At 64.4% G+C, this 15,625-nt stretch carries 13 protein-coding genes and 1 pseudogene; 13 read left to right on the forward strand and 1 reads right to left on the reverse strand.

The genetic code is table 11. The features are described from left to right. The 5 genes from ACJRPG_RS20600 to ACJRPG_RS20620 form a co-directional block, all read left to right on the forward strand. Positions 1–127 (forward strand): EF-Tu C-terminal domain-related protein (locus ACJRPG_RS20600; RefSeq protein WP_456057495.1); only part of this gene is annotated, 127 nt, incomplete at its 5' end. 109 nt (positions 128–236) lie between these two features. After that, complete coding sequence (rpsJ, locus tag ACJRPG_RS20605; protein ID WP_028101676.1) at positions 237–554, forward strand: 30S ribosomal protein S10; 318 nt, start codon at positions 237–239, stop codon at positions 552–554. A 119-nt stretch (positions 555–673) separates the two neighbouring features. Then, positions 674–1,066, forward strand: coding sequence for a VOC family protein (locus tag ACJRPG_RS20610; RefSeq protein ID WP_408001993.1), 393 nt, complete (start codon positions 674–676; stop codon positions 1,064–1,066). 56 nt (positions 1,067–1,122) lie between these two features. Continuing rightward, entirely contained in the window at positions 1,123–1,578 is a 456-nt protein-coding gene (locus ACJRPG_RS20615; protein ID WP_408001994.1) for a MarR family winged helix-turn-helix transcriptional regulator, read from the forward strand. Positions 1,579–1,588: 10 nt separating this feature from the next. Further along, a complete protein-coding gene (locus ACJRPG_RS20620) occupies positions 1,589–1,981 on the forward strand; it encodes a DUF1398 family protein (RefSeq protein WP_408001995.1) in 393 nt (130 codons plus the stop codon). Between the two features lie 231 nt (positions 1,982–2,212). On the opposite strand, the gene ACJRPG_RS20625 is transcribed toward ACJRPG_RS20620, so the two are convergent. Further along, positions 2,213–2,953 (reverse strand): PEP-CTERM sorting domain-containing protein, encoded by a 741-nt coding sequence (locus tag ACJRPG_RS20625; RefSeq protein WP_408001996.1) that lies wholly within the window; start codon positions 2,951–2,953, stop codon positions 2,213–2,215. Positions 2,954–3,135: 182 nt separating this feature from the next. On the opposite strand from ACJRPG_RS20625, the gene ACJRPG_RS20630 reads away from it, so the two are divergent. The 8 genes and pseudogenes from ACJRPG_RS20630 to ACJRPG_RS20665 all read left to right on the forward strand — a co-directional run bounded on the left by ACJRPG_RS20630 (position 3,136) and on the right by ACJRPG_RS20665 (position 15,624). Next, positions 3,136–4,410, forward strand: coding sequence for a serine hydrolase domain-containing protein (locus tag ACJRPG_RS20630; RefSeq protein WP_408001997.1), 1,275 nt, complete (start codon positions 3,136–3,138; stop codon positions 4,408–4,410). Between the two features lie 33 nt (positions 4,411–4,443). Further along, on the forward strand, positions 4,444–5,445 hold the full coding sequence (locus ACJRPG_RS20635; protein ID WP_408001998.1) for a LacI family DNA-binding transcriptional regulator: 1,002 nt from the start codon (positions 4,444–4,446) through the stop codon (positions 5,443–5,445). Positions 5,446–5,549: 104 nt separating this feature from the next. Then, the gene (gene rbsK, locus ACJRPG_RS20640) at positions 5,550–6,500 is read left to right on the forward strand and encodes a ribokinase (RefSeq protein ID WP_408001999.1); all 951 of its coding nucleotides are present in this window, start codon (positions 5,550–5,552) and stop codon (positions 6,498–6,500) included. A gap of 94 nt (positions 6,501–6,594) precedes the next feature. Beyond that, a complete protein-coding gene (locus ACJRPG_RS20645; RefSeq protein WP_408002000.1) occupies positions 6,595–8,742 on the forward strand; it encodes a TonB-dependent receptor in 2,148 nt (715 codons plus the stop codon). A gap of 21 nt (positions 8,743–8,763) precedes the next feature. After that, positions 8,764–9,549: pseudogene (locus ACJRPG_RS20650) on the forward strand (HpcH/HpaI aldolase/citrate lyase family protein); the annotation flags it as partial. A 195-nt stretch (positions 9,550–9,744) separates the two neighbouring features. After that, positions 9,745–10,938: a CaiB/BaiF CoA transferase family protein gene (locus ACJRPG_RS20655; RefSeq protein ID WP_408002134.1), complete on the forward strand. Its 1,194-nt coding sequence runs from the start codon at positions 9,745–9,747 to the stop codon at positions 10,936–10,938. Between the two features lie 28 nt (positions 10,939–10,966). Next, positions 10,967–13,417 (forward strand): sodium:solute symporter, encoded by a 2,451-nt coding sequence (locus ACJRPG_RS20660; protein ID WP_408002001.1) that lies wholly within the window; start codon positions 10,967–10,969, stop codon positions 13,415–13,417. A 17-nt stretch (positions 13,418–13,434) separates the two neighbouring features. Further along, positions 13,435–15,624, forward strand: coding sequence for a formylglycine-generating enzyme family protein (locus ACJRPG_RS20665; protein WP_408002002.1), 2,190 nt, complete (start codon positions 13,435–13,437; stop codon positions 15,622–15,624). The last annotated feature ends 1 nt before the right edge of the window (position 15,625 follow it).

Here is a 15,625-nt window from a genome sequence, read left to right on the forward strand (position 1 = left end):
AGGCGACAACGTGTCGATCACCGTCAAGCTGATCAACCCGATCGCTATGGAAGAAGGCCTGCGTTTCGCAATCCGCGAAGGCGGCCGTACCGTTGGCGCCGGCGTCGTGGCCAAGATCATCGCCTAATCAAGCCTTGATCCGGCGGGGCCGACCTGTGATATCATGTCGGCCCCGCTAGCAGTACTTTCATACATTGCCGGGACTTTGATTCCGGTTCGTTCTTTAAGGAAATAGCATGTCCGCTCCAAACCAGAAAATCCGCATTCGCCTGAAGGCTTTCGACTACAAGCTGATCGACCAGTCCGCCCTGGAAATCGTTGACACCGCCAAGCGCACCGGCGCCGTGGTAAAAGGCCCAGTGCCTCTGCCAACCCGCATCCAGCGCTACGACGTGCTGCGTTCCCCGCACGTGAACAAGACCTCGCGCGACCAGTTCGAAATCCGCACCCACCAGCGTCTGATGGACATCGTGGACCCAACCGACAAGACCGTTGACGCGCTGATGAAGCTGGACCTGCCAGCTGGCGTGGACGTCGAAATCAAACTGCAGTAATCGAATTGCGGCAGGATGGCGGCAACGCCATCCGCCAGGAAAAGCCGGACCCGCTCACGCGGTCCGGCTTTTTTGTTTTGATGCGACAATTGGCGGACTGGTCCATTTCGGAGCTTCCCATGATCTCGCATGTCTACCTCGGCGTGAACGACTTCGGCCGCGCCTTCCGCTTCTACGCCCCGCTGATGGAAATCCTGGGCCACAAGCTGCGCTTCCGCGACGACGCCCAGCCCTGGGCGGGCTGGATGCCCGGCGATGCGCCACGTCCGCTGTTCCTGATCGGCGCGCCGTTCGATGGCGGCGAAGCCACGCGCGGCAACGGCCAGATGGTGGCCTTGCAGGCGGGGCGGCGCGAACTGGTGGACCAGGCCTATACCCACGCGCTGGCCAGCGGCGGCCGCTGCGAAGGGGCGCCCGGCCTGCGCCCCCACTACCACCCCAACTACTACGGCGCCTACTTCCGCGACCCGGACGGCAACAAACTGTGTATCTGCTGCCACGACGCGGCCTGAAAGTTGGTGCGCGTCTTTTTCTTGCATAAAGTTTCCATGGAAACTAATATAGAGGTATGAAAAAACAGGTCAGTCATCTTGAATCGCATCTGGGCTTCTGGCTGCGCTTTGTCTCTAACCACGTATCGGGGCGATTTGCGCGGCTGATGGAGGAGAACGGGGTATCGGTATCCGAGTGGGTCGCATTGCGCCAGCTTTACGATGCAGGCGAGGCGTCTGCGGCGCAGCTGATGGATGCGCTGGGCATGACGAAGGGGGCGGTATCAAAAATCGTCACCCGGCTGGAGCAGAAAGGCCTGGCGCAGCGCGAAGGCAGCGTTGCGGATGGCAGGGCGCAAGTGATTGCACTCACGCGTTCCGGCCGCGCGCTGGTGCCGAAACTCGCGGCGCTGGCGGACCAGAACGATGAACTGTTTTTCTCAGCCCTGAACGGGCAGCAGCGGCGCATGCTGATGCAGATGATGCAGCAGCTGGTGCGTGTCCATGAACTGAAACAGGTACCAGTGGAGTAGGGGAGAGCTTATGAGCACTGCATTCACCCAGGCCGCCGAACGGTGTGCGCGCGACTCGCACGCGGGCGCCGCCAGCTTCGGCCAGATCGTTGCGGCACTGGCGCAGGCCGGCACCGAGTCCTACTACGCGGACTACCGCAGACGCCTGACGAACTATTACGCCGAGGATGGCGCCACCCATACAGTGGAGCTGCATGCGCCCGACCTGCCCATTCCATCAACTTTCGATGCAGCGGCGCTGCAGGCAGCCATTCGCGGCGCCCAGCGCGGCGAGGTGATGTATCCCGAGTTCATGCGCCTGTCGATGGCGGCGGGCTGCGTGGGTTATATGGTCTGGATCGCCGGCCGCCACGTCAGCTACTTCGGGCGTCGCGGCGAAGTCCACGTCGAGGCTTTCCCATAGCCGTGATGGGGCTGGGCGGCTGAAATCGGCGCACCATCCAGTCAGCCGCATTCAAACAGGGCATATGATTTTATGACCAGTCAGGGAGGCCGTATGCGCTACAGCCCACATAGTGATGCGTCGTGGTGCGCGCACTATCACGATCCCGCGTCACAACCCCGTCAACGCACTGACCTTGGGCGGTATTGTGCGCGACGCGGGTCTGACGGTTGAGGAGTTTCCTAAGCTGCTTTAACTGCGGCGTGTATTGTTTTGCGCGCGGCGGCGCTGATGCAGGCTGGCGAAGCCCAGGGTCAGCAGGCCGGCGCCCAGCAGGCCATAGGAGCCGGGCTCCGGCACCACGGAGACCTGCACCTGCACATCCGTGCGCATCGTCAGGCGCTGTTCCAGCACCGTATCGGTGGGATTGCTGAAGAAGAAGGTGTAGCTCTCGTGCTTGCTGGCATCGGGACCGAAGGGATCGACCGCCGAGCGGATCTCGAAGGCCTGCCCCCAGCTCTCTTCGAAGATCGAGGTGCTGGAGCTGGCGCGCATCGAGGCCGGATAGCCGCCGTCGCGGCTGGCTTCCCAGTCGTAGGTGAGGGTCAGCGCAACATTGCTGTGCGGGAGTACGGCGAATTCCCAGAACATGGACGCGTTCGAGCCTTCGAAGGTGAAGCCGCGCGCCGTGCTGGCGGACGCATACAGCGAGCCGATTTCGCCTGCGGTGCCCGCCAGAGCGCGGCCGGTCACGCTGTCGATGATTTCGGTAGGCCACAGCCCGTTCACGTGCATCACGCCGCCGAAGCTGCTGGACAGCTCGCCATCCGCATCGCGGAAGCGGTAGCCGGCGGCAACGCCGTCGCCGGGAGTGAGGTCGATGACCTCCAGGGTGGGAGTGATCTTTACCGAGGAATAGCCGGTTGCGAAGCTGGGCGCGCTGGCCAGGGCTAGCGCCGCGCAGACGGCAAGCGCTCGAATTGATGAGTGCATTGGAACCTCCAAATGTTGAGCCGCAAACGCTGGAAGGACCAAGGCTACATCAGGCTCTGCGATGACCTGCGCACCGTAGAGACAGGAAATTTTGTGGCATGAGCAGCCTGTTCCGATGTCAACTACTTGCCTGTCAGCCAGCACGGAGTAGAATGGGCCGGGTTTGCTAATCTCCGGACCACATGAGAACACTGCTCAGCGTCGCCGCCCTTGCTGCTTTCTGCGCCGCGCCCGCCTTTGCCGGGACGCCGCTGCCCTACATGCCGCCTGCCACGCAAGGCATTGCGCCGGACCGGCTGCACCGCGTGGACAGCTTCGTCGAGCAGGCCATCCAGCGCAACGACTATCTGGGCGCCGTGGTGCTGGTGCTACGCAACGGCAAGGTGGTGGATTACAACGCCTATGGTCACCGCGACCTGGCGCGCAGCGAGCCCCTGCAGCGCGACGCCATCTTCCGCATCTATTCAATGAGCAAGACCGTGACGGCGGTCGCCATCCTGATGCTGATGGAAGAGGGCAAGCTGCTGCTGGACGACCCGGTCTCGAAATACCTGCCGGAGTTTGCCGACGCCCGCGTGTTCGTGGCGGGCACGGCTGCCGTGCCGGAAACGCGGCCGCCGAAAATGCCGATCACCATCCGCCAGCTGCTGACGCACACGCCGGGCTTCGCCTCCTACGGCGACCGTTCGCTGCCGGTCAACCAGATCTTCGACTCTGCGCTGCTGTTCCAGGCGTCCGACCTCGATGTCTTCAGCAAGCGCCTGGCGCGCGTGCCGCTGGCCCATGAGCCGGGCGCCGAGTTCCACTACGACGGCACCGCCACCGTGGTGGCCGGGCGCATCGTGGAGGTGGTATCGGGCCTGCGCTTCGACGCCTTCCTGCACAAGCGCCTGTTCCGCCCGTTGCAGATGGCGGACACGGGCTTCATCGTGCCGCCTGCCAAGCGCCGCCGCATCGTGGACATGACGACCAGCGACGCCGGCGGCCGCCTGAGCGCCGTCGCGCCGGGCCGCATTGCGCCGGCGGGCGAACTGCAGAATCCCTATTTCAGCGGCGCGGGCGGCCTGTATTCCACGGCTGGCGACTACGCCCGCTTCGCCCAGATGCTGCTGAACGGCGGCCAGCTGGACGGCGTGCAGATCCTGGGCCGCAAGAGCGTCGAGATGATGATGGCCAATCACCTGTCGCACCTCAGCCCGCCGACGCACGAGTTCAGCCCGGCCGAGGGCTTTGGCCTGGGCGGCTCGGTGGTGCTGGATGTGGCGCGCCGTGCGCGGCTGGGTTCGGTCGGCCAGTTCGGCTGGTCGGGCGCCGCCTCCACCTATTACACGATTGATCCGAAGGAAAACCTGGTGGCGCTGCTGATGATGCAGCACCTGCCGAGCGGCAAGCCCAGCGATCCGCCCAAGCTGAACGTGAAATTTTTTAATCTCGTGTACCAATCGTTGATCAAATGATACATAATCGATTGCCCGCATAAGGATAACGAAATGGCAACGATGAAGCAGGTGGCCGAGCGCGCAGGCGTATCGACCACGACCGTATCCCACGTGCTGAACAACACCCGCGCCGTCAGCGAAGATGTCAAGGAGCGCGTGCGCACCGCCATGGCGGAGATGCGCTACATCCCCAGCGCGGTGGCGCGCAGCCTGAAAAACGACAAGACGCACACCATCGGGATGATGATCCCGAATAACACCAACCCCTATTTTGCCGAGCTGATCCAGGGCATCGAGGATGCTTCCTTCAAGCAGGGCTACAACGTCATCTTGTGCAACGCCTACGACGACACGCGCAAGCAGTCGGCCTACCTGCAGGTGCTGATGGAAAAGCGCATCGACGGGCTGATCCTGGTGGCTTCCGGCGCGGACGATGAATTGTCGTCGCGCCTTCAGCATCAGCCCATTCCCACCGTGCTGGTCGACCGTGAAGTGGAGGGGGTGCAGGCCGATTTCGTCGAGGCCGACCACGAAGAGGGCGGCTACCTCGCCACCAAATACCTGATCGGGCTGGGCCACAAGGACATCGCCTGCGTGTCCGGCCCGATCGACCTGCTGCCTTCGCGCGCCCGCGTGGAAGGCTATCTGCGCGCGCTGAAGGAAGCGGGCCTGCGCTTCCGCCTCGACTACCTGGTGCGCAGCGACTTCACCAGCGAAGGCGGCTTCCAGGCGTTCAAGCAGCTGCTGGCCATGCCCAAGCCGCCCAGCGCCATCTTCGCCAGCAACGACCTGATGGCCATCGGCGGCCTGTGCGCCGCCAACGCCGCCGGGGTGCGCGTGCCCGAGCAGCTGTCCGTGATCGGCTACGACGATATCGCCCTGGCCTCCTTCACCACGCCGCCGCTGACCACGATGGCGCAGCCGAAGTACGAGATGGGCGCACTGACGGCCCGCGTCCTGCTCGACCGCGTCGCCGGCCCCACCTTGCCGCTGCGCCGCGAGATGCTGCACACCGAGCTCGTGGTGCGCCAGTCCACCGCCCGGCTGGCCTGAAAACAACAAACCGATTGACTTGCAGGGAAATCAGGAGTTCAATAGCAATCGTTTGCGCAATCGATTGCGCTGCATAAATAGAATAATTCCGGAGACCTGAGAGCATGACGCCCCGTATCACCATAGTCGGCAGTATCAATATCGATCTGGTGTTTCGCACCCCGCGCATGCCCATGCTCGGCGAAACCATCAGCGGCGATGGCTTCCGCCAGGTCGCCGGCGGCAAGGGCGCGAACCAGGCTGTTGCAGCGGCGCGACAGGGCGCCGAGGTCCGTTTCATTGGCGCGGTCGGCGACGATGAATTCGGCCGTTCGGCCCTGGCCGGCCTGCGCGGCAACGATATCTGCATCGAAGGCGTGCTCACCGTTCCCGGCGTGGCCACCGGCGTGGCCGGCATTTTCGTGGACTCGGACGGCGCCAACAGCATCGTGATCGCGCCGGGCGCGAACGATGTGCTGAGCGTGGCCCAGGTGGAGGCGGCCGCCGCCACCATTGAAGGCGCCTCCTACCTCGTGTGCCAGCTCGAATCGCCGCTCGATACCGTCACCCGCGCCATCGAAATTGCGCGCGCGGCAGGCGTAAAAGTCGTGCTGAACGCGGCGCCGGCCGCCGACCTGCCGGACAGCCTGCTGGCCATGACCGACTACCTTGTTGTCAATGAAACCGAAGCTTCGCAGCTGAGCGGCCTCGATGTGCGCGGCACGGAAGATGCCGTGGCCGCCGGCCGCGCCCTGTGCCGCCGCGGTGCTGGCGCTGTGCTGCTGACCATGGGAGAATCGGGCGTACTCGTGTCTGATTGCAACACACAGCACCTGATCCCGGCAGCCAAGGTTTTACCGATCGATACCACTGCCGCCGGCGACACTTTCGTCGGCGCCCTCACCGTCGCCCTGGCGCGCGGCATGACGCTGGAAGTGGCCACCCGCGAGGCGCAATACGCCGCCGCCCTGGCCGTAACCCGCATCGGCGCCCAGACCTCGATTCCCACGCGTGAGGAACTGCAGCAATTCATCGACAGCCGGGGCGGCCGCGCAGCCCTCGGTCTCGACCTGTAAGGAGGACCTGATCGCCCTGCCTGACCCTGCTGTGACTGAAAGAGCGCCCGCTGTTCCGGGGCATCCGACAACTCAAATGAGACATAAGAAAATCATGAAGAATACGAGCGAGACCATCAAACTGACCCCCATCGCTGCCGCGATTACCGCCATGCTGTTTGCCGGCGTTGCCAATGCACAGCAAGCCGCTCCCGCCGAAGAGAAGAAGGCGGAAGAGCAGAGCAATACCACCGTCATTGTGACGGGTACCCGCACGGCCAAGGCCGTGGACAAGATTCCGGGCGCCGTGAACGTGATTTCCATGGCCGAAGTGGGCAAGTCCCTGGCCCTGAGCGAAGACGCGACCGCCGTGCTGGCGCGCCTGGTGCCTGGCTATGCCGAATCGACGCAGGCCATGAGCAACACCGGCGAAACGCTGCGCGGCCGTATTCCGCTGCGCCTGTTCGACGGCATTCCGCAAAGCTCGCCGCTCCGTGAAACGCAGCGCAGCGGTTCCTTCACCGACCTGGGCGTGGTGGGGCGCATCGAAGTGATCAATGGCCCGTCGGCGTCGGAAGGCGTGGGCGCGGCTGGCGGCATCATCAACTACGTGTCCAAGACCCCGACCAAGATGGGCACCGAAGTCACGCTGACCACCAAGCTGAACTCGCAGTTCGAAGACGACAGCATGGGCTGGAAAGTCGGCGTGAACGTGGCGCACAAGCAGGAAGCCTTCGACGTGCTGCTGGCAATGTCGGAAGTCGACCGCGGCATGCAGTGGGACGCCAAGGGCCGCCGCATCGGCATGAATGCTTCCGGTTCGCTGAACGATACCGAAGGGCGCAACCTGTTCCTGAAAACCGGTTTCAACCTGAGCTCCAGCCAGCGCGTCGAAGTGAGCGCCAGCCGCTTCAAGCTGGATGGTAAGGGCAACTACGTCTACCTGGAAGGCAACCGCGCCAAGGGCGTGACCGACAGCTCGCAGCCGGGCAAACCGTTCAACGGCCAGGCCGAGTTCAACGACTTCCGCCAGTACGCGGCGAACTACACCAACGACGAAGTATTCGGCGGTACCTTCACCGCGCAGGTCTACAAGGCTTCCCAGGCGATGCGTTTCGTGGCCGAGAAGGGCGGCGCCGACAAGCAGGACCCGCTAATTGCGCCGCTGGGCACCTTGGTGGACCAGTCCGAAGTGCATTCCGAGAAGCGCGGCCTGCGCACCGGCTACACCCGTCCGGACTTCCTGGTGAGCGGCCTCGAACTGCGCGCCGGCGTGGACGTGGTGCGTGACGAGACCGAACAGCGCCTGGCGCTGACCAACCGCACCTGGGTGCCGCCGATGGAATACAGCAGCACCGCGCCGTTCGCGCAGCTGTCGTATGACCTGGGCGACCTGACCTTCAGCGGCGGCTACCGCCGCGAGTCCGGCGACCTGTCGGTGGACAGCTACACCACCACCTACTTCAACAACCGCGTGCACGTTGAAGGCGGCAAACTGGACTACGAGGCGAGCCTGCCGAATGCGGGTGTCGTGTGGCGCTTCGCGCCGGGCTGGTCTGCCTACGTCTCCTACGGCAAGGGCTTCAGCCTGCCGAACGTGGGCATCCCGCTGCGTAACATCAAGGTGCCCGGCCAGTCCGTGGCCGGCATCCTGGACCTGCAGCCCATCATCGTGAAGAACAAGGAAATCGGCGCCAACTGGAAGGGTTCGTGGGGCAGTCTGTCCACCTCCTACTACCAGTCGGATTCCGACTTCGGTGTTTCGCTGTCGATCGATCCAGTGACCGGCGACTTCATCATGCAGCGTTCCGCGGTGCGCGTGAAAGGCTTCGAGGTCTCGGGTGAATATAATGTGACCCGCGACCTGCGTGTGAACGGCCTGTATTCTCGCATCCGCGGCCTGATGGCGTCCCGCCTCGGCGGCCCGCTGGATACCGAACAGGGTGTCTCGACCATCAATCCGGACAAGGTGGGCCTGGGTGTCAGCTGGCAGTATTCGGAGCGCGGCGATGTGCGCCTGAGTTCCACCACGCTGCGCGGCCGCGAAATCAATCCGGGCAAGAGCTCGCGCGAAAAGACCGGTGGCTACACGCTGCTGGACCTTACCACTTCGTACAAGACCCGTTATGGCGACCTCACGCTGGGTATCGAGAACCTGGCTGACCGCTACTATATTCTGACGTCCGCGCAGGTGCCGGGCTTCCAGAACTTCTTCGCGGGCCGTGGCCGAACCTACTCGATCACGCACAGCATCACCTTCTAAGCGAGAGGCCAACAGACCGTCATGCGCAGCAAACTCTTTGTGCCGGGCTCGCGCCCGGAGCTTTTCGCCAAGGCACTGAACGGACAGGCCGATGCCATTTCGATCGACCTGGAAGATGCAGTGCCGGAAGCGCGCAAGGAGGAAGCCCGCGCAGCGGTCGCGGAGTTCCTGCGTTCGCCGCAGGCGCTCGACAGCGGCAAGCTGATTATCGTTCGCGTGAACGCCATCGGCTCGCCGCACTTTGAAGCAGACGTGCAGGCTGTCACCCAGCCTGCGCTGGGCATGCTGAATCTGCCGAAGGCGGAATCGGCTGCCGATATTCATACGGTATGCGCCGCGCTGGCGCGTGCCGAAAGCATGAATGGCGTGGCGCGCCCGGTGCGCGTGCTGGCCAATATCGAATCTCCCCTCGGCCTGCGCAAGGCCGCCGAAATCGGCGCCGCCGACCCGCGCGTGGCAGGCCTGCAGCTGGGCTTTGCCGACCTGTTCGAGGCGAACGGCATTGCGCGCCGCGACCCGGCCAATGTGCATGCGGCGATGTTCGCCTTGCGCATGGCCGCCGCCGAAGCGGGCGTGTTCGCCTACGACAGCGCTTTCCCCGATATCAGGGACGCCAACGGCTTCCGCGCCGAAGCTGGCATGTCGAAGCGACTGGGCTTCTGGGGCAAGAGCTGCATTCATCCATCGCAGGTGGCGCTGGCCAATGAAGTATTCAGCGCGAGTGCTGCGGAGTATGAGCACGCCGTGCGCGTGCTGGCCGCCGCGCGCGAAGCCGAAGCATCCGGCGCGGGCGCGTTCACGGTGGATGGCAAGATGATCGACCTGCCGTTCATCCGCCGTGCCGAAGCCGTGGTCGCCGCAGGTGCCCCTGCGATGGCCGAGGCTACTGACGACGGCACGCCCGCGGCGAGCGCCACAAGCGATCCGTCTGCCGGCTCTGTTGCGCCGTCGGCCAGCGCGGGAATCGCGGCTGCTGGCGCCAATGCTGGCGCGCTCGCCGCCCTGGCTGCAGCACAGCCGGAACAGCGGCTGCCGCTGGCTGGTATCCGCGTGCTCGACCTGAGCGCCTATATCGCCGGTCCTTACGGCTGCACGCAACTGGCCGACATGGGCGCTGAAGTCATCAAGGTTGAACCGCCGGCCGGCGACAACCTGCGCAAGTATCCGTCCACGCTGGAGGCGGAAAGCCGCGCCTTCCTGGGCGTGAACCGCAGCAAGCGCGGCATCGTCATCGACCTGAAACAGGTGGACGGCCTCGCCGTGCTGCAAAAGCTGGTGGATAGCGCTGACGTCCTGGTGCACAACTTCCGGCCCGGCGTGCCGGAGCGCCTCGGCATCGGCTACGAACAGCTGAAACAGCGCCGCCCGCAGCTGGTGTACTGCGCCGTCACCGGCTACGGCGAAAACGGGCCGATGAAAGACAACGCGGGCTACGACCAGGTGCTGCAGACCTTCACCGGCATCTGCACGCTGCAAGGCCCGGCAGGCGGCGACCCGCAAATCGTATATGGCAGCGTCGTGGACTACTACGCCGCCGCGCTGGTGGCCTCCGGTGTCACGGCCGCGCTGTTCGAGCGCAGCCGCAGCGGCCAAGGGCAGTATGTGGGCGTCTCCCTGCTGCGCAGCGCGCTGGCGATGCAGTCCGCACGTCTGATCAAGGCTGATGGGGAACCCCTGAACGTCGGCCGCGACATGCGCTCCGGCGGCATCACCGGCATTCATCCCGCGAAGGAAGGCTACATCTACCTGTCCGCCAACACCGCGCATTTCTGGACCACCCTGTGCGAACGCGTGGGCCTGCCGGAGCTTGCGGGCGACGAACGCTACGACACGGTGCGCAAGCGCGCCGAGCACGCGGACGCGCTGATTCCAAAGCTGCGCGCCGCGCTGTCGGCCCGCACCGCGCATGAATGGGAAACCGTATTCGGCAGCGACGTGCCATGCTCCGCCGCGCGCCAGCTCGAAGAAATGTTCGAGCACCCGCAAGTACGCGCCGAAAACATGATGGCAACGATGAGCCATCCCGTGGTCGGCAGCTATCAAGGCTTTACTGAAGTCGTCAAATTTGGCAATGCAGCGGCGCCCGCGCCGTTCGCCGCGCCGGCGCTGGGCCAGCATTCGGACCAGATCCTTGCAGCAAACGGCTATTCCGCCGAAGAGATTTCGCGCCTGCGCGCCCTCGGCGTTATCCGCTGACGTGCGCCAGCTCACTACAGGTAATCAGATGACCAAGCAATTCACGCCCGCCATGCGCACCGCGCACTGGAGCTTCGCCCTGCTCGCCATGCTGCTGGCTTTCTGCATGCTGCTGGCGCCGCGCCAGGCGCATGCCGACAACCTGGCGTCCATCACGAACATGGAACTGCCGCCGCTGCCGCTGCAGCAGAAGGCCGTGCGCATGCTCACGATCGAAGGACGGCTGCTGGCGCTGAGCGAAGACCGCAGCTGGCTGCTGAGCGAGGACCGCAAGTCGTGGACGGCGCTCGATTTCCGCGCGCCGCTGGCCCTTGCCTTCGCCGCAAGCGAAACGCAGACCTACCTGTTGTCCGGCGCCGAGGGCGCCCGCCAGGTGGTCAGCAAGGTCGAAAAGCTCAGGCTGCGCGGACCGACGGTGGAAGCGAGCGCGCTGCCGCCGCTGCCGGCGCCCCTTACCCAGGCGGTGGCCGCCACGCTGGGAGACAAGCTTTATGTAGCCGGTTACAGCGAAACCGGAGCGCCGCAGCTGCTGGCGCTTGATGCCGCCAACACCGCGGCGCGCTGGGAAACGCTGGCCGCATGGGACGGCCGCGGCGCGGCAATCAGCTCGCTCGCGGCACAGAACTCCACCGTGCTGCTGACGCTGCGCGGCGCCGACGGGGAGGGCGACCGCCTCCTGCGCTGGAAGGCGCGCAGCGGCTGGGAGGAAATGAAGCCGGTGGCGGGCAAGGTGCTGCCCGGCGCCGCGCGCTCCACCGGGCAGGCGCACGTGCTGTACCTCGCACGCCCGGCAGGCGATGCCGCCGCCGCGCCGCAGCTGCACACCTACCACACCATCACCGGCTCCTGGGCCGTGTCGCCGCTGCAGGATTCGGCGGCAGCGCAGGGCGGCAGCGAAATCGCGACCGGCTGGGCCAATGGCCTGCTGCGCGCCTACACGGCGGCGGACGGCAGCCAGCACATGGCCTATACCGAAATCGTCAGCGGCAAGCGCCTGCTGAAAACCTTCGACTGGTTCGTGATCGTGGCCTACCTGGCGGGCATGCTGGGCATCGGCTGGTACTGCTACATCCGCGAGAAGCGCAATTCCACCTCCGATTTCTTCGTTGGCGGCCGTTCCATTCCATTCTGGGCGGCGGGCATCAGCCTGTACGCGGCGAACACCAGCTCCATCAGCTATATCGCGATTCCCGCCAAGGCCTTCGAGACCAACTGGCAGTACATGACCAATAACCTGGTGGCCGTGGTCGCGCTGACTTTCGTGGCCGTGGCCGTGGTCCCGCTGCTGCGCCGCCTCGACCTGATGTCGGTGTTCCACTACCTCGAAATCCGCTTCCACCCGGCGATCCGCATGATCGCCAGCCTGATTTGCATCCTGGTGCAGATTGGCAGCCGCATGAGCGTGATCCTGCTGCTGCCGTCGCTGGCGATTGCCACCATCACCGGCATCGACGTCACCTGGAGCATCATCATCATGGGCGGCTTCACCATCATCTATACGGCGATGGGCGGCATGAAGGCCGTGGTGTGGACCGACTTCGTACAGCTCTTCGTGAAGATGGGCGGCGCCCTGTTCGCGATCGGCTTCATCATCTGGAAGCTGGACGGCGGCGTGGCGGAATTCGTCAGCGTGGCCGCGGCCGAAAGCAAGACCAAACTGTTCGACTTCAGCTGGGACCTGACCCAGCCTACCGTCTGGGGCTTCATTTTCCTCGTGCTGTTCGACGTGGTGCTCACCTTCCCGAAAGACCAGGTGCTGATGCAGCGCGTGCTGTCCACCAAGTCGGCCAAGGAAGCGACGCGCTCGATCTGGATGTTCGCGGCAATCTCGATTCCGGGCGGCTTCATCTTCTACACCATCGGCACCGCGCTCTACACCTACTACAAGAGCCATCCGGAGCGTATGAACCCGCTGCTGAATGTGGATGCCACCTTCCCACTGTTCATCGCAGCCGAACTGCCGACGGGCATCACGGGCCTGATCATCGCGGGCATCCTGGCCGCTGCCATGGCCACCCTGTCCGGCATCATGAACAGCGTGGCAACGCTGGCTTCCGTGGACTTCTACGAAAAACTGGTGAAGAACCCCACGCCGAAGAAGAGTGTGCTGTTCGCGGAAATCGCCACCGTGGCCACGGGCCTGATCGGCATTGCCGCCGCACTGCTGCTGTCGCGCTTCAATGCGCACTCGCTGTTCGATGTGTCGATTGAACTGGCGGGACTGCTGAGCGGCGGCTTCGCCGGCGCCTACACGCTGGGCATGTTCACGCGCCGCGCCAACTGGCAGGGCGTGGCCATCGGCATCCTGTGCAGCTCCATCCTCACCACCATCTGCTGGACCTTCAAGATGGTCCACCCTTACTTCTACCTGCCGATCTCGATCATGTTGTGCATCGTCTTCGGTTACGTCGCCAGCTTCCTGTTCCCAGCCCCGAAACAGTCGCTGGTTGGCCTCACGATTTACGCCGACAAACCTTAAGAATCAAAGAACACATCATGACCAGCAAGCGCCCACCCACCTACGATACCCGCACCGTGCCTGCAAAAGAGCCGAAGCACTGGGACACCCCGCTGCCGCACACGCTGCCGGCCCACCTGCCAACGCCGGGCAAGGCGCCTGACTGGCCCTACATCAATATCGGGAAGTGGAAGATCGACGTCAACAACTACGCCGACAGCTGGCGCAAGGAACTGACGATCTGGCGCCATGAGCACAAGATCCGCGCGGGCTACGACGGTTCGCGCTATGACCGCGAAGACCTGGCCTGGTCGCAGCGCAATTTCGTGCACACGCAGATGATGGTGGAAGACCGCTACTTCTTCGACCCGGTGAAGAACGAGTACACGGTGGACCGCTACCTGGACGACCTGGAGGCGCGTTTCGGCGGCATCGACAGTGTGCTGATCTGGTACGTGTATCCGAACATCGGCATCGACAACCGCAACCAGACCATGCTGGCCAGCGATATGCCGGGCGGCCTGGAAGGCCTGAAGAAGGCCGTGCAGGCCTTCCAGAAGCGCGGCGTGCGCGTCTTCCTGCCCACCATGCCATGGGATAACGGCACCCATCCGGAAGGCAAGGAAGACTGGGAGGCCGTCACCGACCTGGCCGTGAAGCTGAATGCGGACGGCGTGAACGGCGACACCTACAACGGCGTGCCGCGCGTGTACGCGGACTGCGCCGACAAGGCGAAGCAGCCGCTGATCTTCCAGCCGGAAGGCTCGCTGACGGCCGACGAAGCGCTGCAGTGGAACCAGCAGACCTGGGGCAAGGCCTCCACCGAAATCATTCCTGCCGTGAGCAAGGTGAAGTGGCTGGAGTCGCGCCATATGGTCAACCTGGAAAACCGCTGGTGCCGCGACCGCACCGATGACTTCCACTACATGTTCTTCAACGGCGTGGGCTATACCGCCTGGGAAAACGTGTGGGGCATCTGGAACCAGTTCACCGAGCGCGATGGCGAAGCGCTGCGCCGCATCTCCACCATCTACCGCAAGTTCCCCGAGCAGCTGGTGAGCCCGGGCTGGGAGCCGTATGTGACGGCGCTGCAGCAGAACGTGTTCGCCAGCCGCTTCCCGGCCAACGGCGTCACGCTGTGGACCATCGTTAACCGCAACGAGTATGAAGTGAACGGCGAGCAGCTGATCGTGCCGCACACCGAAGGCCGCGCCTATTACGACGTATGGAACGGCGTGCCGGTCACGCCGCGTATCCAGGGCACGGGCGAAGCCGCAACTGCGAGCTTCGACCTGACGCTGGAAGTGAAAGGCTTCGGCGCCATCGTTGGCGTGGACAAGGGCGCCATCGTGCCCGGCCTGGACGCCTTCCTGCTCAAGATGGCGGAGATGGCAGCCGCGCCGCTGCGCAGCTTCTCCGGCGCCTGGAAAGCGCTGCCGCAGAAGATGATCGATATCGCGCCGACCAGGGCCGCGGCCAGCGCACCGGAAGGCATGGTTGCCATCCCTGCGGGCACTTTCGATTTCGTTGTCACCGGCATCGAGGTGGAAGGCTATACCTGGGCCGGCATGGACTTCCAGTACCCATGGGAGAGCATCGCGCGCCGCGCGCACCGCCGCCGCATGGAGATGAAGCCCTTCTACATGGACAAGCACAACGTCACCAACGCGCAGTTCAAGAAGTTCATCGACGATACCGGCTACGCGCCGCGCGATGCGCACAACTTCCTGAAGGACTGGGAGAACGGCGCCCCGCGCAAGGGCTGGGAAAACAAGCCTGTTACCTGGGTGAGCCTGGAAGATGCGCGCGCCTACGCGGCATGGGCCGGCAAGCGCCTCCCGCATGAATGGGAATGGCAGTATGCGGCGCAGGGTACGGACGGCCGCCTCTATCCATGGGGCGACAAGTGGGACGACAGCCGTGTGCCGGCGAAGAATACCGGCCGCGAACTGCTGCCGCCGGACGATGTGGATGCCCACCCTGACGGCGCCAGCCCCTTCGGCGTGCTGGACCTGGTCGGCAACGTGTGGCAGTGGACCAGCGAGTTCGAGGACGAGCACACCCGCGCCGCAGCCCTGCGCGGCGGCAGCTCCTACCATCCGCAGACCTCGCACTGGTACTTCCCGCAGGCGCACCGCCTCGACCAGCACGGCAAATACCTGCTGATGGCGCCTGCCAAGGACCGCTCCGGCATGCTCGGCTTCCGTTGCGTGGTGGACGCAGCCTGAT

Source organism: Pseudoduganella rhizocola, from assembly GCF_045984285.3.
GTDB lineage: Bacteria > Pseudomonadota > Gammaproteobacteria > Burkholderiales > Burkholderiaceae_D > Rugamonas.